Origin of the sequence: Agrobacterium tumefaciens, assembly GCA_025560025.1 — a bacterium.
Classification (GTDB): Bacteria; Pseudomonadota; Alphaproteobacteria; order Rhizobiales; family Rhizobiaceae; genus Agrobacterium.
This window is the reverse complement of record CP048485.1, coordinates 684,375-708,441: the sequence shown is the minus strand read 5'-3', so window position 1 is coordinate 708,441 and position 24,067 is coordinate 684,375. Positions and strand designations below refer to the sequence as shown.

Here is a 24,067-nt window from a genome sequence, read left to right as displayed (position 1 = left end):
GAGACACGACATGCGTGTGACCGAACTCAACATCTACCCGCTGAAGAGCGGGCGCGGCATCGTCCTCTCGCAAAGCGATGTCTCGGCGGAAGGCCTGCCCGGCGACCGCCGCGCCATGCTGACCGATCCTTCCGGCCATTTCATCACGCAGCGCGAATTGCCTGATATCGCCACTATTCTGGCGCGCCATGAGAATGGCGGCATGGCGCTTTCGAGAGAAGCGGGCAGGGAGATTTTCGCGCAGCCTTCCGGAGAGCGCATGGATGTGGCCGTGTGGAAATCGATCGTCAGCGCCAATATTGCCGATGACGAAACAAACGACACGCTTTCGGCATGGCTGGGGCGCGAGGTGAAGCTGGTGTTCTTCGACGACGCCTCCAGACGCGTTGCAAGCCTCGAATGGACCGGTAACGAAACGCCCGTCACTTTCGCCGACGGTTATCAGATCCTCGTCACCACCACCGCCTCGCTTGCAGCCCTTAACGACAATATGCGCGACAATGGCGAGGATGCCGTCGGCATGGAGCGGTTCCGGCCCAATATCGTGCTCGAAACGGACGAACCGTGGGCCGAGGACCGCTGGGCGGCCATCAAGATCGGCGGCATCCGTTTCGACCTCGTCAAGCCCTGCGCTCGCTGCATCATGACCACGCAGGACCAGATAACCGGCTCCCGCGATGTGCCCTCCCCCATGAAGGCCATGGGCCGTATCCGCATGTCCGGCGACCGGCGCGTGCCCGGCCCGCTTTTCGGCTGGAATGTCACACCGCGCGGCGAAGGCAGGCTGTCTGTCGGCGATGTGGCAAGGGTGGTCGAGGAACGACCAGACGGCTGGGCGATCAAGCGGCGGTAAGTCGGTCCGGTTCAAACGGCCCCCTCTGTGCATCAGGCAGCGTTTTTAACCTGCCGTCAAACCCTCGCTCCCCTCATTCCTGTGCTTGTCACACGAAGCCAGCCGACGTGCGTCTGCGCGGGGAAAAGAGTCTTTTCAGCCCAAGGACTTGGGCTGGCTGGATCTCTGTGACAAGCACAGAGATGAGGAGAGTGCGGAGTACGAGGGACGCGACAGCAAGATTAGAGCCTGCCCCATCGACCTCTTGTCACGCTTTACGCGCCCCAACAATCAGGAAAATCGGGCGGCGGTCTTCGTGTTTCAGTTCCGGCCGCTCCGCCAGCAAGGCTGGATCTGGCCTCGGTTCCGCCATTCGCGTGATCGCAAAACCGGCGGCCAGCAGGGCGTTCAGAATGCCTGACACCGTGCGGTGATATTTGACGACATCATCGGCCATCCAGTTGGAATGGCGCACCCCTTCATGCTGATAGTTATCGAGCGGCCAGTGCAGGATTTCGCCTTCCTCGCCATAGAACCAGTCCTGCTTGTCCAGCGCCGTGAACACGGGATGCTCGATGGAAAAGACGAAGTCGCCGCCGGATTTCAGGACGGTGAAAACCTTCGCGAAGGCCACATCGAGATCGCGAACGTAATGCAAAGCGAGCGAACTCAGCACCAGATCGAAACTATCAGGCGCAAAGTCGATATCCTCGATCGCGGCGCGGCGATATTCGATACCGGGGCCGCCGTTTATCTCGGCGGCACGGCGCAGCATATTCTCCGAAAGATCGACACCGACGACATGCGCCGCGCCCTCTTCCGCCGCATAACGGCAATGCCAGCCGAAACCGCAACCGAGATCGAGAACGGTCCTGTCCTTCAGCGCGGGCAGCATGGCGCGCAGCTCATGCCATTCGCCCGCCTGCCTCAGCCCTTCCAGGGAGCGCGGCATGGCGCTGTAACGCTCGAAAAACTGCGGGTCGTCGTAAATATTCTGCTTCATTGCTTTCTCACCTTACCCGATGGCATTTAACCTTCGGGCGTTCCATCAATCGCACGAATAGTGCCGTCAAGAAAAGTCGCTAGTGGGGCGAGCTGACAAAAGATAATATTCCTCTCATCAAAGCGGAATCTGCAGCAAGCCTTGCGCCAAGCCACAAGGCGCTGCAGCGGGAGAGTTTTCATGTCGCAAGCTACACGCCAGTCGATGCCCTGGCTGATTATCGTCGCCGGGTCGCTGATTGCGGTCATGACCTTCGGGCCACGGTCGGCCATGGGCTTTTTTCAGTTGCCAATGCTTGCCGATACTGGCTGGGACCGCTCCACCTTCGGCCTGGCAATGGCGTTGCAGAACCTCTTCTGGGGTCTCGGCCAGCCCTTCTTCGGCGCCATCGCCGACAAGTTCGGCACGGGCCGTGTGCTCGTGCTTTCCGGCTTTCTTTATGCGGCCGGCCTCATCTGCATGTCCTTCGGCACCTCGCCCTTCTGGCTGCATTTCGGCGGCGGCGTTCTCGTCGGGCTTGGCATCGCCGCCGGCTCCTTCAGCGTCATCCTGTCCGCTTTCGCACGCCACGTCACGCCGCAGCAGCGCTCGCTGGCCTTCGGCATCGGCACGGCGGCGGGCTCGGCCGGCATGTTCCTGTTCGCGCCGATCAGCCAGGGCCTGATTTCGACCTATGGCTGGTCGGACAGTCTCGTCTGGCTTGCCGTGATGATGATGCTGGTGCCGCTGCTGGCCTATCCGATGCGCGGCAATTCCTCTTCCGGCAGCCAGTCGCAGGCGCAGTTCCAGCAGACGGCAGGAGAGGCGTTGAGGGAAGCGCTCAGCCATAAAAGCTATCTGCTTTTGACCACCGGCTTCTTTGTCTGCGGTTTCCAGGTGGCCTTCATCACCGCGCATTTCCCGGCCTATCTCGGCGATATCGGCATCGAGCCGCGCTATGCGGTGATCGCCATGGCGCTGATCGGCTTCTTCAACATCATCGGCTCGCTGGCGGCAGGCGTCATCGCCCAGCGTTATTCGAAGCCCTATATGCTGGCCTATATTTATATTGCCCGCTCTATCGCCGTCACCGCCTTCCTGCTTTTGCCGCAGTCGCCGCTTTCGGTCATCATCTTTGCGGCCGTGATGGGCATTCTCTGGCTTTCGACCGTGCCGCCGACAAATGCGCTGGTGGCGATCATGTTCGGCACCCGCCATCTCGGCATGCTGGGCGGCGTCGTATTCCTGTCGCACCAGATCGGCTCGTTCCTCGGCGTCTGGCTGGGCGGCTTTCTTTATGATCGGCTCGGCTCTTATGATCTCGTCTGGTGGCTCGGCGTCGGCATGGGGATTTTCGCGGCCATCGTGCATTGGCCCATTCAGGAGCGGCCGGCACCGCGGCCTGCGATAGCCTGAAACTATACAGCCTTATCAAGCGTGGGCTGTACCGTCTTGCGATCCAGCGCCTTCAGCGCCGCCTGCACAAAACCGTCGCGGGCGGCGTTTTCATGGAGGCCACGCGGATCATAGACATGCCGGTTGAGGAAATGGGCGGTGAGGCGAAAGGCAGCTGCAAGGCTGTCGCGATCTGCCGCCTTCGACTGGCCCTCGCTTAGGAAAGCCGGTAGCGACAGCATCCGCTCCGCATAGGGCGCGCCCGCGGTGCGGCAGACCGCCCTGCCCGTTTTTGGCGATACATAGATGAGATCGGTACGCAGCCCCGTCGCCGCACATTCGCTGAGATCAAGTCCGAAACCAAGATCGTTCAACACCGCCAGTTCGAAGCGCACGAACAATTCGCCCGCATCAGCCGGATCATGGAGATTGTCTAGAATGACGTCGAGCGCCTGAAAAAGATGCGGATGCGGGTCACGCTCCGGCAAGAGGCGCAGCAAGGCGCCCATGGCCTGCACGCCATAAACGGCGGTTGCCGTTTCCATCAGCTGTGCCGCCCGCAATTGCAGCGGCTCGATGCGGTATTCGCCGAGATGATCATCAAGCCGCGCGCGCCAGATGACATCCACCCGGTTTCCCGCCTGCAGCACCGGCTGCATGCTGCGCGAGCGCCCGGAGCGCACCAGCCCCAGATGACGGCCGCGCGAACGGGTCATCACCTCGGCGATGACGCTTGTCTCACCGTGACGCTTGACACCAAGAATGATCGCCTCGTCCTGCCACTGCATGAAACATGTCCGAATTTCGATTCAGGCCCGATCATAACCGATCCGGCGGGGAAACGTTATTCTTTTACGGCGTCATTGACCACGCTGACGAGGCCGAGAACGAAATCCATGATTTCATTTTCCCCGAAAGGCTTGCCAAGCAGCGGCGCCTTCGCAAGGTCCTCGGGAAACCCCGTCGTATCGCCGTAACCGCTGACAAAACCGAAGGGAATACCCGCCTGGCGCAGCTGGCGCGCGAAATCGTAACTCTTGCCATCGGAAAGGCTGACATCGAGAAGCACGCAATCGGCGCCGTCCTGTTCGATGGCGTCGCGGGCCTGTGCGAGCGTCGTGGCGATGACGATGATTTCGACCCCCATGGACTGGAGAACAGCCTCGACATCAAGCGCCACCAGATATTCATCCTCAACGATGATAACCCGTTGTGGCAACATATGTTTTCTTCTTCCCAGATGAAGGAGCCAACCAGTTCTGCGACAGGGGGCTCCTAATTAATCTCCTGCGAGATATCAGGACAGGAGTCGCAAATTACGGCCCTAACGTCATTTAAAAAAGACATGTCCGAAGAAGATCAGATGAAGGGTCTCTGCCGCTTTTCGTCGCTTTCCCAGCCGGCCACATGGCTCAATCCGGCATTGTCCAGCACCAGGCAGCCCTTGTCCGTCCAGCGGATCAGGCCGCGATCGACGAGCTTTCTCAGGGTCTTATTGGTATGGACGATGGAAAGGCCGAGCGTATCGGCAACATGCTGCTGGGTGACCGGGATGGGCGTTTCGCCCTGCACAAGATGGACCGCTTTCGCCTTGCTGTAGAGGAACGCGATAAGATAGGCCGCGCGCTCCAGCGCGGTGCGCCGGCCGATGCTCAGGAGATGGCTGTCGAGCATGCGTTCTTCGCTCGCCGCGATCCAGGTGAGGTCATAGGCAAGGCTCGGATGATCGGTGAAGAGGTTGTTGAGACGGGACCGTTCAAAGACGCATAGGGTGACAGGAGACAGTGCTTCCACCGAATGCTGCATCTCCCCCATCACCGTGCCCTGCAGGCCGACGAGATCGCCGGGCATGACGTAATTGAGAATCTGCCGCCTGCCGTCTTCCAGCGTCTTGTAACGGAAGGCCCATCCATGCAGCACCGTATAAAGATGGGCGCTGTGCGACCCTTCCATCAGGATCACGGAGCCGCTTTCGACCGCCAGCTCTCCCGTCTTGAAACGCGAAACGAAATCCAGCTCGGGCGATGAAAAATCCCTGAAATGCGGCAGATCGCGCAGGGGACAGTGCTGGCAAGGCGTGGTGGAGATACCGTTCGGTTTTTTTGGCGACATGAGTGCCCGTCATCGAAAAAGGTTGCGCCCAATTGTTTTGGAACAACCCGCCCGAACGCATTCGGTTCCCGGTGGAGGATGAAGATATTCAAGTCATTCAAGGATCGCGGCGCGCCCTACGCTCCAACACACAAAAACGAAGGCTTTGGAGGCAATCTCGATGTTCGCGTTGGTTCGCGACATCTCCCGCTCGTCATTCCGGCCTTGAGCCGGAATCCAGTCGACGCGCGTCTGCGCGGCGAGAGAGTTTTTTGCCCAAGGACTTGGGCTGGCTGGATTCCGGCTCAAGGCCGGAATGACGGAGGCGGGCGCACGTTCTCACCCTGCCGGTGCGCCAGTGCGCTAGCCGCGCGGGAATTCCAGTCCCATTTCACGGAAGCGCTCGGGGTCGTCGCCCCAGTTCTCGCGCACCTTGACGAACAGGAAGAGATGCACCGGCTGTTCGAGAATTTCCGACAGTTCCTTGCGCGAGGCGGTGGAGATCGCCTTGATTGCGTCGCCGTTCTTGCCGAGCGCGATCTTCTTCTGGCTGTCGCGCTCGACATAGATCACCTGCTCGATGCGTACCGAGCCGTCCTTGCGCTCTTCCCATTTTTCCGTCTCGACATGCGAGGCATAGGGAAGTTCCTGATGCAGGCGCAGAAACAGTTTTTCGCGGGTGATTTCGGCGGCGAGCTGGCGCATCGGCAGGTCGGAAATCTGGTCTTCCGGATAATACCACGGACCTTCCGGCAGAGCCTCCACAAGATAATCCATCAGGTCTTCGCAACCCGAACCGTTGGTGGCCGAAATCATGAAGGTGCGGTCGAAGGCGACCGTCTCATTGGCGGCGGCGGCCAGCTTCAGCAGGTCTTCGCGCTTCACCTGGTCGATCTTGTTGAGGCAGAGGATCTTCTTCTGCGGAACATCCTTCAGGCCTTCGAGAATGGCCTCTGCGTCGCCTTTCAGACCACGCTCGCTGTCGATCAGCAGAAGGATGAGATCGGCATCCTTCGCGCCGCCCCAGGCGGAGGTGACCATGGCGCGGTCAAGCCGGCGGCGCGGCTTGAAGATGCCGGGCGTGTCCATGAAAACGATCTGCGCATTCTTGTGAATGGCGATGCCGCGCATCACGGCGCGCGTCGTCTGCACCTTGTGGCTGACGATCGAAACCTTGGCGCCAACCAGCCTGTTCACCAGCGTCGACTTGCCGGCATTGGTCGGGCCGATAAGGGCCACAAAGCCGGAACGGGTCGGAAGGTTGTTGTCTTCGCCTTCAATGGCGGGGTTTTCGTGATCGGTCATGTTATCCATCAAGGTCAGAGGTATTCAACATGCGGCCCGCGGGTCCGCCATGCGCTCGATTTTGGCACCCGGTTCGCCGGGTGCTCAGTTCCGGGTGGAGGTCTTCTGCCAGACGCCTTCGCGTTCCAGCAATCTTGTTGCCGCCACCTGTTCGGCCGCGCGCTTGGAGCGCTCGACACCGGTTTCCGGCTTCACGCCGGGAATTTCGACAGTCACCGTAAAGCGGGGATCGTGATCCGGTCCGGAACGATCGTCAACCCGGTAAGAGGGCGTGGTCGCAAACCTGGCATGCGCCCATTCCTGCAACTCGGTCTTGGCGTCGCGTCGCCCGGCATCCACGCTGGTTGCGCGGCCCTGCCAGTATTTCAGAATGAATTTGCGCGACGCTTCCAGCCCGCCATCCAGGTAAATGGTGGCGATCAGGCTTTCGACCACATCGGCGCGCACGTTCAGCATCGCCTTGCCGGTCAGCTTCTTCACATCCGAGCCGGTGCGGATGAAATTATGCAGGCCCATCTCGTCGCCGATCGCGGCGCAGGATTCGGCGCTGACGAGCTGGTTCAGACGGACCGAAAGCTCGCCTTCAGTGGCGTTGCGGAAGGTGGAGAACAGCAATTCGGCGACGCAGAGACCGAGGACACGGTCGCCAAGAAATTCCAGCCGCTCGTAATTGCCGGCCGCCGCCGAGCGGGCGCTGGCATGGGTCAAGGCCCGGTCGAGCCGGGCCTTTTCCTTGAACTCATATCCGATCAACGCTTCCAGACGGGAAATCTCATCCGTCGAAAGCGGCTTGGTCTTGCTCATTCCACAACCTTGAAGAGGCGGTCCCAACGCATGTTGGCCGGCCATTCCCAAATGCGGCTGAACGGCGTGTCATTGCCCAGCGAGAAGAAGATGACGCTGGCGCGGCCGATCAGGTTTTCTTCCGGTACGAAACCGACGTCGAACCGGCTGTCGAGCGAATTGTCTCTGTTGTCGCCCATCATGAAATAATGGCCTTCCGGCACCACGAATTCGCGGGTGTTGTCGCCACGAGAATCGGGCGACTGGTCGAGCGTGTCGTAGGTGACGCCATTGTCGAGCGTTTCACGGAAGACCGGCACATTGGCGCCCGGATCGGCGCGGTAATCGGAGGTGAAGGTGCCATCGGGCTGCTTCGGCACCGGCTGGCCGTTGATGAACAGCACGCCGTTCGTCACCTGGATGCGGTCGCCCGGCAGGCCCACCAGACGCTTGATGTAATCCACTTCAGGATTGGGCGGCAGGCGGAACACCACGACATCGCCACGCTTGGGCTTGCTGAATTCGAGAATGCGGCCCGAAAACAGGTTCGGCGAAAAGGGCAGCGAATATTTCGAATAGCCGTAGGAGAACTTATTGACGAAAAGATAGTCGCCAACCAGAAGCGTCGGCATCATCGAGCCGGAAGGGATGGTGAAGGGCTGAAACAGCACGGTGCGGATGACCATGGCCAGCAGCAGCGCCTGAATGATGACCTTGACGTTCTCCCAGAGGGCGTTCTGCTTCTTTTCAGCTTTTTCGGACACTTAAAGACCTGCCTGATTGTTTCCCGGCTTCTTCGGTTTCACGAAGGCCTCCGGGCCGTTGTTTTATCGCATATGCGGCGGGCAAGCGGTTTTTACGCAGCCGGCAACGCTTTCATATTTCTGCGACTTCTCTAGAACCTTTCCAGCCCGAAGGGAAGCGCTTCTGTCACACGCCCGCAAATAGAGCGGCAATGCGGCAGCGTCGCGTCTTACCCGTTCACGGGAAGCGCCTCGATAATCACGAATGCCTGAGCATAAGGGAAGTCGTCCGTGATCGTCAGGTGAATATTGGCGCGGTGGCCGGCGGGCAGCAGCGCCGCCAGCCTTTCCCCTGCCCCATTGGTCAGAACCATGGTCGGCTTGCCGCCCGGCAGGTTAACGACGCCCATATCCTTCCAGAAAACACCGTTCGCAAGTCCGGTCCCCAGCGCCTTGGAACAGGCCTCCTTGGCGGCGAAGCGCTTGGCATAGGAAGCCGCGCGGTTCCTGCGGCCATCGGATTTGGCCCGCTCGATATCGGTAAAACAGCGATGGGTGAAGCGGTCGCCGAAACGATCGATCGACTTTTCAACACGACGAATGTCGATCAGGTCGCTACCCAATCCAATGATCATTTCAACATCTCCAGAGAGGCATTTTTATTGGCGGCGCGGTGCGCGAGATTTTCCATCTTGCGCCGCTGAAAGCCGCTGATGAGGCCATAAACGGCGACATAAGCGATGATGGCACTGATGGCTGCGGGCAGAATCGCGCCGATGGTCATGGGTTCCAGCACCGGCGTCCATATCTGCCTGAATTCGAGATGGCTGAACAACGCCACGAAATCCACATGGGCAGCGCTTTCCGACCTCTGCCGGCCGAGGATGAAATGCCCCAGTTCCCAGGTGGATGCCCATATGAAGGGAAATGTCAGCGGATTGGCGAAGGTGGTGCCGAGTGCGGCCGCAACAAGATTGACGCGCATGAGGAAGCCAAGCGCCATGGCGATGATGATATGAATGCCGAGAAACGGCGTCCATGCCACGCCGACACCAATGGCGACACCGGCGGCAACAGAATGCGGAGAAGCGGAAAGCCGTAGCAGACGCAGCTTCATATAGCGCAGCGAACGGGTAAAACCCGTGCGCGGCCAGAAGAGGTCGCGAATCTTCTCTGAAAAACCAACGGGTTCACGGCGGCGAAACGGCATGGGCTCAGTCTATTTCATCGCCCGGGCTGAGCCAAGAGCATCATAGATGACGCAGGGATTTCTTTTGCAGGTGTATTCTCCGCTTCCGTCATTCCGGCCTTGAGCCGGAATCCAGCCGACGTGCGTCTGCGCGGCGAGAAGACTCTTTCCAGCCCAAGGACTTGGGCTGGCTGGATGCCGGATCAAGTCCGGCATGACGGACGCTGGATGTCACGAATACAGTGAATATCGAGCCTTCGATATCAGTCCCAATTTAGTGTCGCCTATTGCGACAGGGGACTGAATCGGAATTTTCTGCGGCGTATTGGTCAACCAGTTTGGGACAACCGCTTGAAGCGCGCATTCACATAGTTTTGCGAGACACAGCAATACACAGGCCGATACGGCTGCACCTGCTGGCTCCATACGCATGGCGATTGGCTGCCATGCGCTGTGTGCATTACCGGCGGAACAGGCCGCGGTCAATTTCGCGCTGGCGGAATTCCAGGTCGACATTCGACACGGAGGCGCTGAGATATTCGAATTCGCGTTCCTGAGTGGTCTTGCCACGAACGGCACGGGCGATCTTGCGAAGCGGAGTAAACATGATTTTCGGTCCTTTCGGTTTGGAACTGGCGTTTCTCATCGGTGTTCATCCACCGGCACGCCGCATTTCCTTCTCTTCAATTTCTGAGATGAAAATAGTCGCAAACCGCCTCCACGACCAGAGACAGGAAAAGGCCGCTGCCATGCATTCAGCGCATAACAGCGGCCTTTTAGTATTTACAAAGGATCAAAAATGCCTCAATCGAAGGCACGCGTCACTGTCGAGACGCAATCGAGATCCTTGAGCTGCGACAGGAGCTGGTTCAGCTGCCTGAGATCCCAGACTTCGACATCCAGCGCCAGCTCGGAGAAATCCGTGCCGATGCGCACCATGTTGAGGCCGCGAATATTGACATCAAGCGTCGCGATCGATTGCGCCACCGAGGCGAGCGTGCCCGGCTCGTTCAGCGCATTGATCATCACCCGCGCCATGAAGCGCGACTTGTTCGCCTCATCCAAATCCCAGCGCACATCGATCCAGCGCTCCGGCTCGTCGTCGAAGCGTTGCAGCGCCGGCGCCTGAATGGGGTAGATGGTGATGCCCTTGCCCTTTTCCATGATGCCGACGATGCGGTCACCCGGAACCGCGCCGGCGGCACCGAAATGCACGTCAACATTGCCGGAAAGGCCACGGATGGGCAGCGGGTCCGGCCCATCCAGCATTTCGGCCGCACCGTCGTCCTCGAGAACCGAGCGCGACTTGCCGGGGATCTTGAAGACCATGCCGGAGGCGCTGCGCATGTTGAACCAGCCATCATCGCCGGTCATCTTCACCGTGACGCGTTCGTCCTGATAATCCGGATAGACCGCGCGCAGCACATCGAGCGAGGAGACCTCACCGCGGCCGACGGCGGCGATGGCGTCTTCCACATCCTTCTGCGCCAGACGATGCAGCACGGGCTTCAGGGCTTCCCGGGAGAAGGCCTTGCCGGCGCGCTCGAAGGTGCGCTCCAGAATGCGATAACCGAGGCCGGAATATTGCTTGCGGATGGCCATGCGGGTGGCGCGGCGGATGGCAGAGCGGGCCTTGCCCGTCACCACCACCTCTTCCCATGCGGCAGGCGGCACCTGCACGCCGGAGCGGATGATCTCCACCTCATCGCCGTTGTTCAGGCGGGTGACGAGCGGCATGATCCGGCCGTTGATCTTCGCGCCGACGGTGGTGTCGCCGATATTGGTGTGCACCGCATAGGCGAAATCGATGGGCGTCGCGCCGCGCGGCAGCGCAATCAGCTTGCCCTTGGGCGTGAAGCAGAACACCTGATCCTGGAAGAGCTCGAGCTTGGTGTGCTCGAGGAACTCTTCCGGGCTGTCGCCTTCGGCCAGCGATTCGATGGTGTGGCGCAGCCAGGAATAGGCGTTGCTCTCCGGTGAGAGCAGATCGCCCTCCCCGTTCTCGCCATCCTTGTAGAGCGCATGGGCGGCGATGCCGAATTCGGCGATCTCATGCATGCGCTTGGTGCGGATCTGCAGCTCGATACGCTGGCGCGACGGGCCGACGATGGTGGTGTGGATGGAACGATAGTCGTTCTGCTTCGGCGTGGAGATGTAATCCTTGAAGCGGCCCGGCACCACGCGCCAGCGGGTGTGGACAATGCCCAGCGCCCGGTAGCAGGAGGGAATGTCGTCCACCAGAATGCGGAACCCGTAGACATCGGAAAGCTGCTCGAAAGAGAGCGACTTCGACTGCATCTTGCGGAACACCGAATAGGGTTTCTTCTGACGCCCTTTGACATTGGCTCCGATGAGGCCGTTCGCCACGAGAAGCTCGCGCAGCTCGTCCTCGATCTTCTTGATCAACCCTTCATTGCGCGTTTCCAGTTCCTGCAGGCGGTTGGTTACCGTCTCGTAGGCTTCCGGGTTGAGATACCGGAAGGACAGGTCTTCCAGCTCGTCGCGCATATCCTGCATGCCCATGCGGCCGGCGAGCGGCGCATAGATTTCCATGGTCTCTTCGGAAATGCGGCTGCGCTTGTCGGCCGGCATATATTCCATGGTGCGCATATTGTGCAGGCGGTCGGCGAGCTTCACCAGCAGAACGCGCACGTCATCGGAAATGGCGAGCAGCAGCTTGCGCAGGTTTTCCGCCTGCTTGGCCTTGCGGGTAACGAGATCGAGCTTCTTGAGCTTGGTCAGCCCCTCCACCAGCCGGCCGATATCTTCGCCGAACAACTCATCGATTTCGGCACGGGTGGCGGTGGTATCCTCGATCGTATCGTGCAGCAACGCCACCGCGATGGTCGATTCGTCGAGATGCATTTCGGTGAGGATCGCGGCAACTTCCAGCGGATGCGAGATATAGGGGTCGCCATTGGCCCGCTTCTGCTGGCCATGTTTCTGCATGGCGTAAACATAGGCCTTGTTCAGCAGGGCCTCATTCGCATCCGGTTTATATTTTTGAACCCGCTCAACGAGTTCGTATTGCCGCATCATGCGATATTCCACAAAAAGAAAGCGCGCCAACCTAGGGGTCGGCGCACAATGCTGCATCAATAGGGATCAGATTATGACGGCAAATATTGACAGACGGTAACCACCGCCTGCCAATGGCGTCATAAAGTCAGATCAATAGTCGTCATTTTTTTCCGGCGGCACAAGGCCTTCGATACCGGCCAGCAGTTCTTCTTCCGACATCTGGTCGAAAGTAACCGTTTCCGGCTGGTCGTCGTCTTCGCCATCGGCGACAGCGGAGGCTGCGAGCGTGACCGGATCGGGCTCGGGCTCGTCCACTTCCACATGCTTCTGCAGCGAATGGATGAGGTCTTCCTTCAGATCGTCGGGAGACAGCGTCTCATCGGCGATTTCGCGCAACGCCACGACGGGGTTCTTGTCGTTGTCGCGGTCAACCGTGATGGAGGAGCCTTGAGAAATCTGGCGCGCACGGTGGCTGGCGAGAAGCACCAGCTCGAAACGGTTGTCTACTTTATCAATGCAATCTTCAACTGTGACGCGGGCCATTGCCTGTCCTTTGCGTGTCGTAATGTCGTGGATCAGAGCGCCGTGCAATGTTTGGGGTGCACAAGGGATGCTCTAACCTATTGAATCTGCGCTTCGTGCCCTGCGAAAAACATTCAGGATTTCTCGCGACGAAGCTTTCCAGCTTCCGATACAGCCATTGGCCGCGGAATTCAAGTTTTTCCTGTCTTTGGCGTCTTTTGGCACCTTATTGCCCATGTTTGGCGTCTGATGAACAAAATGTCTAGAAGAATTGTCTTGGAATACGGGTGAAGTTACCTTACTTAAAACGCAACGGCGATGCGCAAACTTCGTTGATACGACATGTTTTTTTGCGTTAGCGACCGGAAATAAAAGCCAGATAATGGCCTTTCCAAAAAAAGGAATGGGATGGAATGTTCGATCCACGGGAGAAAATTGCGCTCTTCATAGATGGAGCCAATCTTTATGCAGCATCGAAAAGCCTGGGATTCGATATCGACTACCGCAAGCTCCTCAAGGCGTTTCAAAAGCGTGGATACCTGCTGCGCGCCTATTATTACACCGCATTGATCGAAGATCAGGAATATTCCTCGATCCGCCCGCTGATCGACTGGCTGGACTATAACGGCTACAAGGTCGTGACGAAGCCGGCGAAGGAATTCACCGACGCGCTCGGCCGCCGCAAGATCAAGGGCAACATGGATATCGAACTCGCGGTCGATGCCATGGAACAGTCCGAAACGGTTGACCACCTCGTCCTGTTCTCCGGCGACGGCGATTTCACCACGCTGGTGGACGCGCTGCAGCGCAAGGGCCGCAAGGTGTCCGTGGTTTCCACCATGGCGACGCAGCCCGCAATGATTGCAGACGACCTACGCCGGCAGGCCGATCACTTCATCGATCTGATGACGCTGAAGGCAGAGATCGGGCGCGACCCGAACGAGCGCCCTGCCCGGCATGTCGAGAGCCCCGAGACGATCTGATCCCGGTTTTTGCTGCGACAAAACCATCAACGCGTCCGTCCTGAAAAGACGGGCGCGTTTCTCTTTGCGCTCCACCGGCGAGGTAAAAATTCTTTTTAGAATTAACAAACATCAAATTCGGTAAGTCGAAATTATAACTTGGTTAATTTTAGACGTGTCTAAAAGACATAAGGGCACCAACGATATGATTTGGGTGCCAAATCAGGATGTTTAGACATGCATGGCCAAGCAAAAACCGACCGACAGCTCGATGAAAGACTGAATTTTCTGGGACTTGGCCACGAACAGCGGCAAAATCTCTCCGAGATGAAAGGTGTCATCACCGGCTCGCTCGATGCTTCGCTCGACCGCTTTTATGCCAAGGTTCGCGCGGTGCCGGAAACGGCAAAGTTCTTCGCCAACGATGCGCATATCCACCATGCCAAGAGCATGCAGCTGAAACACTGGGCGCGGATCGCCTCCGGGACGTTCAACGACGATTATACCGACGCCGTCACCGCCATCGGCCGCACCCATGCAAGGCTGGGGCTGGAGCCGCGCTGGTATATTGGCGGTTATGCGCTGATGCTTGACGGCATCGTCAAGGCGGTCATCGAGTCCGAACTGAAGGGCCTCTTCATGGAGAAGAAGGCCAGGAAGCTGAAGGATGGGCTGTCTGCAACCATCAAGGCCGCTCTTCTCGACATGGACTATTCGATCTCCGTCTATCTCGACGTGCTGGCCGCCGAGCGGCTGAAGGTGGAGGCTGAACAGGCGCAGATGAAGAAGGAACAGGAGCACGTTCTCGAACTGCTCAACAATGCGCTGAACAAGCTGGCCAATGGCGACCTCACCTCCAGCATCACGGAAAAGACCGCACCGCAATTTGAAGGGCTGATCGCCAATTTCAACGCCGCGGTCGGTAATCTTTCCGGCGCCTTTGGGCAGATCGTCGAAGAGGCCAACAAGATTTCCGGCAACACCCGCGAGCTGACCTCTGCGACCGACGACATGGCCCGTAGAACCGAACAGCAGGCCGCCGCCCTTGAGGAAACCGCCGCAGCCGTCGAGGAAATCACCACCATTTCCAAACTCTCGGCGCAGCGCTCGGAAGAGGCCAAGGCCATCGTCGAAAGCTCGGCCGTCGAGGCGGCGCGCTCACGCGATGTGGTAACGGAAGCCGTCAAGGCGATGGGTGCCATCGAGGAATCGTCGCAGAAGATCACCCAGATCATTTCCGTCATCGACGAGATCTCGTTCCAGACCAATCTTCTGGCGCTGAATGCCGGCGTAGAAGCCGCCCGCGCCGGTGAGGCCGGCAAGGGTTTTGCCGTCGTCGCCCAGGAAGTGCGCGAACTGGCCCAGCGTTCGGCCACCGCCGCCAAGGAAATCAAGACCCTGATCGCCAAATCCTCCGATGATGTGATGCAGGGCGTGTCGCTCGTCAACAAGACTGGCGAATCCCTCAACACGATCGGCAACAAGGTCGATCACATCCAGGATCACATCACCTCGCTGACCAAGGCGGCGCAGGAGCAGTCCGTCGGCATTCAGGAAATCAGCGCCGCCATCAACAGCATGGACAATCTGACCCAGAAGAATGCGGCGATGGTGGAAGAAACCAATGCGGCGACGCATAATCTGAGCGATGTCAGCGCCAATCTTGCGGCGCTCGTCAGCAGGTTCAGCGTTTCGGCGTCGAAGGCCTATGTGGAGCGGACGTATCGGGCTGCTTGAGAGGCGCCACGGACAGCAGCATGCTCCCGTGATCCCGGCCTTGAGCCGGGATCCAGCCAGCCCAAGTCCTTGGGCTAAAAGGACCCTTTCCACGGCGCAGACGCGCCGTGGCTGGATGCCGGATCAAGTCCGGCATGACGAAGGAACAAGGGGCGAAACGCCGCTACCCTCTACGCCGCGAAATCTCTGCCGCTTAAGCGTTGCCGCCCTTCAGCAGGCGCGACTTCTGCCGGTTCCAGTCGCGTTCCTTCTCCGTCTCGCGCTTGTCGTGCAGCTTCTTGCCCTTGGCGAGCGCCAGTTCCAGCTTCGCGCGGCCCTTTTCGTTGAAATAGACCTTCAGCGGCACCAGCGTCATGCCATCGCGGTTGATGCCGGCGCGCAGGCGGCTGATTTCGCGTTTGCTCAAAAGCAGCTTGCGACGGCGGCGCGGCTCGTGGTTGAACCGGTTGGCCTGCAGATATTCCGGCAAGTGGGAGTTGATCAGCCAGATTTCATCGCCCTCATCCGAGGCATAGGATTCGGCGATGTTCGCCTTGCCTTCGCGCAGCGACTTGACCTCGGTGCCGGTCAGCACGAGGCCTGCCTCATAGGTGTCGATGATTTCGTAGTTGAAGCGAGCCTTGCGGTTTTCCGCAACGATCTTGTTCACCACGCGCTGGCTGCCTTTGGGGGCCATGATATTTCAATCCCTTGTTTTTCTTATTGCGCCTGCGACCTGTCGGTCGGAGCGGTTTTTGAGCTATATTTTTTTGCGCATGTTCTTGCCCCAAAACCGGTGACCACTTTTGGGAGACATGCTCTATTTAGTATCGTCGCCGTAAAAAGAAAAGGCGCGCGGAACGCTTATGTCGCGAAGCGGTCCATTGCGCGCCTTTGAGGCCTCAGGCGTGTCTCAGTTCATCAGGCCGGCATGCTTCAGCGCCGCGTCGATGGCTGCTTCGGTTGCCGGTTCCAGCGTGCTCATCAACGGCGAGCGAACACGGCGATTGCCGGCGCGCGTCTTCGAAAGCGCATATTTGGTGCCGCAGACGCCGGGCTCCATGAAGATGGCCTTGTGCAGCGGCATCAGGCGATCCTGATATTCCAGGGCCTTGGCGTAATCGCCGGCAAGCATCGCCGCCTGGAACTCCGAACAGAGACGTGGAGCGACATTGGCGGTGACCGAAATACAGCCGACGCCGCCATGGGCGTTGAAGCCGAGCGCCGTGCCATCTTCGCCCGACAGCTGGATGAAATCCTTACCGCAGGAAATGCGCTGTTCGGAGACGCGATCGAGCTTGCCCGTCGCATCCTTGACGCCGACAATGTTCTTGTGCGCCTTGACCAGCGCGCCCATGGTTTCCGGCGACATATCCACCACCGAGCGCGGCGGGATATTGTAGATGACGATCGGCAGCTTCACCGCTTCGGCGACAGCGGCAAAATGGGCGAAAAGCCCCTTCTGTGTCGGCTTGTTATAATAGGGGGTGACCACCAGCAGCGCATCCGCTCCGGCTTCCTGCGCGTGCAGGGCAAGCTCGATCGCCTCATCGGTATTGTTGGAGCCAGCGCCCGCAATGACCGGAACCCGTTTCGCCGCTACCTCAATGCACAGCTCGACCACACGTTTGTGCTCGTCGTGGGACAGGGTTGGAGATTCCCCCGTCGTGCCAACAGGCACAAGTCCGTTGCTGCCTTCGGCGATCTGCCATTCCACATGGGCGGCAAACGCCTGTTCGTCCACGGCGCCATTGTCCGTGAACGGGGTAATGAGGGCGGGAATTGATCCCTTGAACATGCAAAGCTCCTGGCGCCGAGCCGGTTCATGCTTCGGCCGCATTCGATGGTTAAAACCGGCACACATTAGTGCCAGCCCTTGGCGCCGACAAGCGCAAAGGAAGCCTATTTTGTCCGAAATTGTCGGAAGTGTGACACTCTGCGAGCGTCATGCGGCAGCTGAAAAAACGAGGCGGTGGAAATGGGCGCCGCTCGCAGGCCGGTGAATAAAAGTTGATAGGATTGCGCAGCCGCAGGTAAGGTTTCGTTAACCTCACTCTCCGTAGATTTGAGGGCGGGATTTCGGACCAGAACCACAGGCGCTTCCCGCAATCCCGCTGCAATGAATTGACAATACAAGAAGGTCGATTGTTTCCGTCCGGTAATGAAGAGCGGTATGAAAAAGACAGTTTGGGCATTGATGGCGGCAGGTCTTGCCGCGACCGTGTGGAACGCACTGGCCGGCCCCGTGCCGGAAGGTGCGGTGCCGCTTCCCTATGTGAAGCCGAATGCGCCGACCGTTCCCGCCTTCATGCCCGCCTCCCCCGAAATCACCGGCGCGATACCACGCCTCAACCGGCCTGATGACGCGGGCCAGCTGAAAGCGGGCCTCGACGCCCTTTCCAGCCGCGATGCCGCGCGCGCCATTGCGCTGCGCAACGCCATGCCGACGGGAAGCCTCGACCGGCACATTCTTTCCTGGGCGATTGCCGTTTCCGGTCAGAAGGACGTGCCTTCCGCCGAGATCGCCGCAGCCCAGCGTGAATTGACCGGCTGGCCGGGCGCGGCAACCTTGCGCGCCAATTCAGAAAAAGCGCTTTACCGTGAAGATCCGCCCGCGTCCCAGGTGCTAGCCGCTTTCGGCAGCAGCCGGCCGGAAACCGCCGAAGGCACCGTGGTACTCGCCAAGGCCCTCTCTTCTTCCGGCAAGGGCGCGGAAGCGCAGAGCCTCATTCGCCAGCTGTGGGTCAGCGAAGGCATGGACAAGGACATGGAAGACCGTGTTCTTGCCGAATTCCCCAGCTATCTGACGCCCGCCGACCACAAGGCGCGCATGGACTATCTGATGTATCGCAGCCGCATCGGCCAGGCCAAGCGCTTTGGCGATCTGGGCAAGGCGCAGTCGCTTTACAATGCATGGGCGGCCGTGTTGCAGCGATCCGCCAATGCGGGCGCGCTCCTGGGCAAGGTCGACGCGACATGGCGCAACGATACGGCCTTTCTCTTCGCCCGCGTTGAAAATCTGCGCAACCAGCAGAAATATCCGGAAGCAGCGGTCCTCTTGCGGCAGGCGCCAAAGGAAGCGGGCAAGCTCGTCAATCCCGGAGAATGGTGGAATGAGCGGCGCATTATCGCCCGCGGCCTTGCCGATCTCGGCGATTTTGCCGAGGCCTACCGCATTGTCGCCAATCATTCGGCAACCTCCGCCGTCGATATTGCCGATGCGGAATTCCATGCCGGCTGGTACGCGCTTCGGGCGCTGCGCGACCCCGCGGCGGCTTCCCGCCACTTCAATACGCTTTTGCAGACCTCGAACCGGCCGCTTTCGGCCTCCCGCGCCTATTATTGGCTCGGGCGGACCGCGGAAGCGGGTGGGCCGGGCAATGCCCGCGACTTCTTTACCAGGGCTGCCGCCCATCCCGGCACCTTTTACGGTCAGCTTGCCGCCGCACGGATCGGCACCAAGACGCTGAACGTCACCTATCCCAGCCCAAGCGGCGGTGATCGGGAGCGTTTTGCCGGCAGAGAGGCCGTGCGCGCCATCGACCGGCTGGAGGCCGCGGGCTATGGCTGGCGGGCGGACAGCCTTTACCGGTCACTGGCCGATCAGCTCGACAGCCCGGGCGAACTTGCCATTCTGGCCGCAAGGGCGGAAAGCAACGGTAACCATCAGGTCTCGCTGCAAATCGGCAAGACGGCTTTCAGCCGCGGCATCGATGCCGCCGCCCTCGCCTATCCGCTCGGCGTCATTCCCGCCAGCGCCAATATTGCCGGCTCCGGCAAGGCACTTGCCTATGCCATCGCCCGGCAGGAGAGCGCCTTCAACCCGGCCGCGGTCTCCGCCGCCAATGCCCGCGGGTTGCTGCAATTGTTGCCGGGAACTGCCAAGGGCGTGGCCGGACGCCATGGCCTGCCCTATACGCAGGCGATGCTGACGAGCGACGCGGGATATAACGCCACACTCGGTGCTCACTATCTTGGCGAGCAGATCGACAGTTTCGGCGGTTCCTATATCCTCACCTTCATCGCCTATAATGCCGGCCCGAAGCGCGTGCCGGAATGGATCGCCCGTTACGGCGACCCGCGCGGCAAGCCCATCGACGAGGTGGTCGACTGGATCGAACGCATCCCCTTCCCCGAAACGCGCAATTATGTGCAGCGCGTGATGGAGAATTATCAGGTCTACAAGTCACGGCTGGGACAACAGGCCGATATTGTCGATGATCTGCGCCATGGGCGGTCGGGGTAAAGGTCGGGTTCATCGGCCCAGCACCGTGAGACCATAGAAGCACCGGCTGGCCCGGTGCTTTTTTGTTTCCCTATCCAAGCCACGCGGTTTTCCGCTTCGGCAGATATTCAAACGAAAAAGCCCGGCTCGAGAGCCGGGCTTCCATCACTGACAATGTCAGATCAGATTAGAACGTGCGCTGAAGGCGAACGAAGCCGGTGACTTCATCGTCACGACCATCTTCGTCGTAGTAGTTGGCGGTGATCTTGGTAGCAAGACCTTCAGTGATCTTGTAGTCAACCGTCAGACCAGCAGTCCAGGCGTCACGGTCGCCAGTGAAGTCGCCGTCAACAGGGTTGACGTCCAGCTTGCTGAGGTACTCGAAGCCGGGGGTAAGCGTCAGACGATCCGTAGCCTTGATCGCGTACTCAACGGCAACAGCCCATTCAGACTTTGCGTAGTAAGCGTTGTCGCCCGAAGCCCATACACCAGCAAGACCGAAGGTGCCCGGACCAATGTCAGCGAACAGGATGCTGCGGATAGCAACGTTTTCTGCATCGAAGTCGTAGCTGGCGATCAGGTTGGCGGTAACTGCGCCGAACTTGCCGCCGATCATGCCGCCGATGCCGACGTTGTTGTCCGGACCGTACTGGTACTGACCGTACGAACCTTCAAGCTCGTCAACCGAGAGAGCAGCCTGGAAAGAACCAGCGTCGTAGGTGTACTTGATCGAGTTGAACAGGGTGTTCGTGGACAGAATGTCGGTTTCGCCATTCAGATCGTCGTCCCACCAGCTGTAGAACTTACCGACCTTCAGGCCGCCGAGTTCGATGAAGGCCTGGTCAACGAAAACGCTGGAACCAGAAGCAGTGCCGTTGTCGGCATTGCCACGGAAGCCGATGAAGCCACGCAGAGCACCGAGTTCGGTGTCGGTGCGGGTGTCAACTTCGAACTGGGCGCGCGTGAACGAGTTCCAGTCAGACGTACCCTTGGCGTCACGGCCGAAGTTGGTCTGGAAACGGATGTAACCGCCGAACTTCAGGCAGGTTTCGGTGCCGGGGATGTAGAAGAAGCCGGTGCCGAAAGCGTCGCAAACGCGAACGTATTCAAGGGGCTCAGGCTCGGCAGCGACGATAGCGTCAGCGGCCTGTGCGCCGGATACTGCTGCGAGAGCCGCAGCGGAGCCGATGAGAAGGCTCTTGATGTTCATGGTTGACCTCCAGTCAAACGCCAATTTTCTAAGCAGCGGGTGGGAAAGCACTAACGAATGCGTGCCGCTTATGGAGGTGATTAGAGCCAAAACCTGGCGGACAGGCAATCGCAATCATGACGAAAGGAAGACAGTAAGGTGTCCTTAGTTTTTCATTGTTGCGAAATAGCTACAATTCTAACCGACCCCGGCCCACTTCTTAATGAATCGTTAATTTTTGATTTATTTCAAGCACTTGCAGAGAGTGGCAAATCTTTCTCATGAGTCAAATCCGTCGCAAAAACAAAATACCGACGCAATCAGGCCATGTGAGATTGTCCAAAAAGGGATTTGCGGCTCTTCAGAATCCAGACGTAGCGCTCAGAATCGCCTGGTCATTCCGTCTTCATAGATTTCCGGAGGCAGAGGATCCCAAACGAATCAACAACCGCAATTGCCGTCAAAGACCAGTCATCCGCTGCGACGCCGGCTCGAACATCACAGCCAATCGGCGGCACCCGGCCACTGGCGTGGCGACGCATCCCCGCACCTCTTGCCGGACGGGCGTTACAGAAACGAAAAAGCCCGGCTCGAGAGCCGGGCTTTCCATCACTGACAATGTCAGATCAGATTAGAACGAACGCTGAAGGCGAACGAAACCCTTAACCTGGTCGTCACGGTTGTCGATGTCAACGTAGTTAACAGCGATCTTCGTGGAGAGGCCCTGCGTGATCTTGTAGTCGAGCGTCAGACCAGCTGTCCAGCCGTCGTCGTTCGAGAAGTCATCCCAGGAAACCAGGCCGTAGTTGCCGTAGTACTGAACGCCGGGGGTGATCGTCAGCTTGTCGGTTGCCTTGATGGCGTATTCCGCAGCAACTGCCCACTCGGAGACGTTGTAGTAAGCGTTTGCGCCGGAAGCCCAAACACCAGCCAGGCCAAGCGTGCCCGGACCAACGTCAGCCGTTGCGATCAGGCGTACAGAGCCGTTTTCGCGGTCGGTGTCGTAGCCACCGATGAGCTGGAAGGAAGCAGCGCCGAGCTTGGCGCCAACGCCGAGAGCAACACCAACGTTGTTGTCGGTTTCGTTAAACGGACCAACAGTGATGCCTTCGAGTTCGTCAACCGAAACGCCTGCCCAGAACGAGCCAGCGTCGTAGGTGTAACGAATGGAGTTGAACAGAGCGTTGGAAGACAGCTCGTCCGTTTCGCCAGAAAGGCTATCGTCCCACCAGCTGTAGAACTTACCGACCTTCAGGCCGCCGAGTTCGATGAAAGCCTGGTCAACGAAAACGCTGGAACCAGAAGCAGAACCGTTGTCGGCATTGCCACGGAAGCCGATGAAGCCACGCAGAGCACCGAGTTCGGTGTCGGTGCGGGTGTCAACTTCGAACTGAGCGCGCGTGAACGAGTTCCAGTCAGACGTGCCCTTAGCATCGCGGCCAATGTTGGTCTGGAAACGAACGTAACCGCCGAACTTCAGGCAGGTTTCGGTGCCGGGGATGTAGAAGAAGCCGGTGCCGAAAGCGTCGCAAACGCGAACGTATTCAAGGGGCTCAGGCTCAGCAGCGACGATAGCGTCAGCAGCCTGGGCGCCGGATACTGCTGCGAGAGCCGCAGCGGAGCCGATCAGAAGGCTCTTGATGTTCATGGTTGACCTCCAGTCAAAGTTTTTAAAAGGGTCTGGGTACTTTCGCTGAAGGACAGCATTCCCTGCCCCATTCCCGTGTTCTTAGAAGCCAAACGATCCACCGCCTCGCTTCTGGTCGTGAAAATACAAAAGGTTTCGCGGCTTGCAATCGCCAACATCCGATAAACCGCATTTACGTATATGCTTCATTTCGGTTTGTTGCGGAAACAACACACAGTGCGCCACCAAAGGATAAGCGGCTTTACGATGCGTTAAGAAGTTCCTTGAAAATCCGTTAGTTAGCGCAGTTAACAAGGTCTTTCTAAACTACACGCCTTTTCGGCGATCCGTTGCTGCGCCGGCCAGTCATGATGGAAATATTTGCCTGTTCTCGGCCCGGCCGTTGGCATGATGCCGCAGCGTGTATCGGGAAACCTATGCCGTCTTGCGCCGATTCACCGGATAACGATTCGGCAGGCCTGCTTCGACAGACGCTTTGACTGATGATTTGCATATAAGGGGTATCGTCGTTTCGGCCACATGACATTTCATGATCAGCGGCTATGAGTCGGCCTGAGACGATTTTTTCGGGGAGAGTTACGCTATGCGCTGAAGTGGCGGAGAGGATGGGATTCGAACCCACGATACGCTTTTGACGTATACTCCCTTAGCAGGGGAGCGCCTTCGACCACTCGGCCACCTCTCCGGTGCGGCCTGATTATTGCGTAAAAAAAATGAATGCAAGGCTTTTTCGCCAAGAAGCCGAAAAACCTGTTGGACGGAGAGCGGTCGGTCAAACTTTACGGGAGAATTGGGGAACTTCTTTAAGGCCGGCACGTTCTCGCTTCGGTAACAAAAGAGGTGTTCTAATGGCTCAGACCAAACTGAATGTTGTCGAAGACACGATCGAAAATCAGATTGCGGAGTTGCGCACGCAAATTGCGTCTCTCTCCAAATCCGTTTCCGCCCGCGCGGAAGGTGTTGGTGAAGACGCATCGGAATTTCTGGATGAGGCGCGTGGCCGCGTTCGCAAGGCGGCGAGCAATGTGCGCGCCCAGGGCCAGAATGTGGTGGAGGCGGTCAAGGAAAATCCGGGCACCGCAACCTCGCTGCTGACGATCGTCGGCGCACTCGGTTTCGCGATCGGTTATGCGGTCGGCGCGGGCACGCAGCAGAGCTCGTCGAATAGCAGCCTTTATCGCTGGCGCTAATCGACTGCGTGACAATACAAAATTCAGGCGAGGCGGGATTTATTTCGCCTTGCCTGTTCGTATTGGTTTGAAGACATGAAGAATGGGGGCGAAAATGCAGTTTAGCGATGATCTTGAAGAGGCATTGTCGGATTTTGCGAGAGATCACGGCTTCGACAGGGATGAGGCGATCCAGCGCATCGTCCGCGCCGCCCTCATTAACAGCGGCTACCTTGCCTCCGGCGAAGAGGGCATTCCGCCGGAAAAGCTGAATGCCAGCAACGACGATTGAGCT

General features: G+C 58.8%; 22 protein-coding genes and 1 tRNA gene. 6 read left to right on the top strand and 17 right to left on the bottom strand.

What is annotated here, in order from left to right:
* Positions 1-10 precede the first annotated feature (10 nt).
* Positions 11-853: an MOSC domain-containing protein gene (locus FY152_03475; protein UXS31197.1), complete on the top strand. Its 843-nt coding sequence runs from the start codon at positions 11-13 to the stop codon at positions 851-853.
* 247 nt (positions 854-1,100) lie between these two features.
* Here the strand turns inward: FY152_03475 and FY152_03470 are convergent, their stop codons facing one another.
* Positions 1,101-1,835: a class I SAM-dependent methyltransferase gene (locus FY152_03470; GenBank protein UXS31196.1), complete on the bottom strand. Its 735-nt coding sequence runs from the start codon at positions 1,833-1,835 to the stop codon at positions 1,101-1,103.
* A gap of 180 nt (positions 1,836-2,015) precedes the next feature.
* Between FY152_03470 and FY152_03465 the strand changes: the two genes are divergently transcribed.
* Positions 2,016-3,230 carry an MFS transporter gene (locus FY152_03465; GenBank protein ID UXS31195.1) on the top strand — a complete coding sequence of 405 codons (1,215 nt, stop codon included), beginning with the start codon at positions 2,016-2,018 and terminating at the stop codon, positions 3,228-3,230.
* A gap of 2 nt (positions 3,231-3,232) precedes the next feature.
* On the opposite strand, the gene recO is transcribed toward FY152_03465, so the two are convergent.
* From recO to FY152_03410, 11 genes are all read right to left on the bottom strand, one after another.
* The gene (gene recO, locus FY152_03460; GenBank protein ID UXS31194.1) at positions 3,233-3,997 is read right to left on the bottom strand and encodes a DNA repair protein RecO; all 765 of its coding nucleotides are present in this window, start codon (positions 3,995-3,997) and stop codon (positions 3,233-3,235) included.
* Between the two features lie 56 nt (positions 3,998-4,053).
* Entirely contained in the window at positions 4,054-4,431 is a 378-nt protein-coding gene (locus FY152_03455; GenBank protein ID UXS31193.1) for a response regulator, read from the bottom strand.
* Between the two features lie 137 nt (positions 4,432-4,568).
* Positions 4,569-5,321: a Crp/Fnr family transcriptional regulator gene (locus tag FY152_03450; protein UXS31192.1), complete on the bottom strand. Its 753-nt coding sequence runs from the start codon at positions 5,319-5,321 to the stop codon at positions 4,569-4,571.
* Positions 5,322-5,663: 342 nt separating this feature from the next.
* Entirely contained in the window at positions 5,664-6,614 is a 951-nt protein-coding gene (locus FY152_03445) for a GTPase Era (protein UXS31191.1), read from the bottom strand.
* Between the two features lie 75 nt (positions 6,615-6,689).
* On the bottom strand, positions 6,690-7,409 hold the full coding sequence (locus FY152_03440) for a ribonuclease III (protein UXS31190.1): 720 nt from the start codon (positions 7,407-7,409) through the stop codon (positions 6,690-6,692).
* Positions 7,406-8,152 carry a signal peptidase I gene (lepB, locus tag FY152_03435; protein UXS31189.1) on the bottom strand — a complete coding sequence of 249 codons (747 nt, stop codon included), beginning with the start codon at positions 8,150-8,152 and terminating at the stop codon, positions 7,406-7,408. Before lepB ends, FY152_03440 begins: the two co-directional genes overlap by 4 nt.
* Positions 8,153-8,361: 209 nt before the next feature.
* Positions 8,362-8,766 (bottom strand): holo-ACP synthase, encoded by a 405-nt coding sequence (locus tag FY152_03430; GenBank protein UXS31188.1) that lies wholly within the window; start codon positions 8,764-8,766, stop codon positions 8,362-8,364.
* The gene (locus tag FY152_03425; GenBank protein UXS31187.1) at positions 8,763-9,341 is read right to left on the bottom strand and encodes a DUF2062 domain-containing protein; all 579 of its coding nucleotides are present in this window, start codon (positions 9,339-9,341) and stop codon (positions 8,763-8,765) included. The genes FY152_03430 and FY152_03425 overlap by 4 nt, the downstream gene beginning before the upstream one ends.
* 439 nt (positions 9,342-9,780) lie before the next feature.
* Positions 9,781-9,927: a DUF3563 domain-containing protein gene (locus FY152_03420; protein ID UXS31186.1), complete on the bottom strand. Its 147-nt coding sequence runs from the start codon at positions 9,925-9,927 to the stop codon at positions 9,781-9,783.
* Between the two features lie 197 nt (positions 9,928-10,124).
* Positions 10,125-12,359 carry a bifunctional (p)ppGpp synthetase/guanosine-3',5'-bis(diphosphate) 3'-pyrophosphohydrolase gene (locus FY152_03415; protein UXS31185.1) on the bottom strand — a complete coding sequence of 745 codons (2,235 nt, stop codon included), beginning with the start codon at positions 12,357-12,359 and terminating at the stop codon, positions 10,125-10,127.
* Between the two features lie 132 nt (positions 12,360-12,491).
* Positions 12,492-12,884, bottom strand: coding sequence for a DNA-directed RNA polymerase subunit omega (locus FY152_03410; GenBank protein ID UXS31184.1), 393 nt, complete (start codon positions 12,882-12,884; stop codon positions 12,492-12,494).
* Between the two features lie 392 nt (positions 12,885-13,276).
* Between FY152_03410 and FY152_03405 the strand changes: the two genes are divergently transcribed.
* Both FY152_03405 and FY152_03400 read left to right on the top strand, forming a co-directional pair.
* Positions 13,277-13,846: an NYN domain-containing protein gene (locus FY152_03405; protein ID UXS31183.1), complete on the top strand. Its 570-nt coding sequence runs from the start codon at positions 13,277-13,279 to the stop codon at positions 13,844-13,846.
* A gap of 216 nt (positions 13,847-14,062) precedes the next feature.
* Positions 14,063-15,562 (top strand): globin-coupled sensor protein, encoded by a 1,500-nt coding sequence (locus tag FY152_03400; GenBank protein UXS31182.1) that lies wholly within the window; start codon positions 14,063-14,065, stop codon positions 15,560-15,562.
* 193 nt (positions 15,563-15,755) lie between these two features.
* Here FY152_03400 and smpB read toward each other — a convergent pair whose 3' ends face one another.
* Entirely contained in the window at positions 15,756-16,238 is a 483-nt protein-coding gene (smpB, locus tag FY152_03395; GenBank protein UXS31181.1) for an SsrA-binding protein SmpB, read from the bottom strand.
* Between the two features lie 216 nt (positions 16,239-16,454).
* Entirely contained in the window at positions 16,455-17,339 is an 885-nt protein-coding gene (locus tag FY152_03390; GenBank protein ID UXS31180.1) for a 4-hydroxy-tetrahydrodipicolinate synthase, read from the bottom strand.
* A 375-nt stretch (positions 17,340-17,714) separates the two neighbouring features.
* Here FY152_03390 and FY152_03385 point away from each other — a divergent pair, with 375 nt between their 5' ends.
* Positions 17,715-19,787 carry a lytic transglycosylase domain-containing protein gene (locus tag FY152_03385; GenBank protein ID UXS31179.1) on the top strand — a complete coding sequence of 691 codons (2,073 nt, stop codon included), beginning with the start codon at positions 17,715-17,717 and terminating at the stop codon, positions 19,785-19,787.
* A 166-nt stretch (positions 19,788-19,953) separates the two neighbouring features.
* Here FY152_03385 and FY152_03380 read toward each other — a convergent pair whose 3' ends face one another.
* The 3 genes from FY152_03380 to FY152_03370 form a co-directional block, all read right to left on the bottom strand.
* Positions 19,954-20,976, bottom strand: a complete 1,023-nt coding sequence (locus FY152_03380) for a porin (protein UXS31178.1) — start codon at positions 20,974-20,976, stop codon at positions 19,954-19,956.
* Between the two features lie 610 nt (positions 20,977-21,586).
* Positions 21,587-22,603: a porin gene (locus FY152_03375; protein UXS31177.1), complete on the bottom strand. Its 1,017-nt coding sequence runs from the start codon at positions 22,601-22,603 to the stop codon at positions 21,587-21,589.
* A gap of 594 nt (positions 22,604-23,197) precedes the next feature.
* Positions 23,198-23,288, bottom strand: a tRNA-Ser gene (locus tag FY152_03370).
* 163 nt (positions 23,289-23,451) lie between these two features.
* Here FY152_03370 and FY152_03365 point away from each other — a divergent pair.
* On the top strand, positions 23,452-23,793 hold the full coding sequence (locus tag FY152_03365; GenBank protein UXS31176.1) for a hypothetical protein: 342 nt from the start codon (positions 23,452-23,454) through the stop codon (positions 23,791-23,793).
* Positions 23,794-24,067 lie beyond the last annotated feature (274 nt).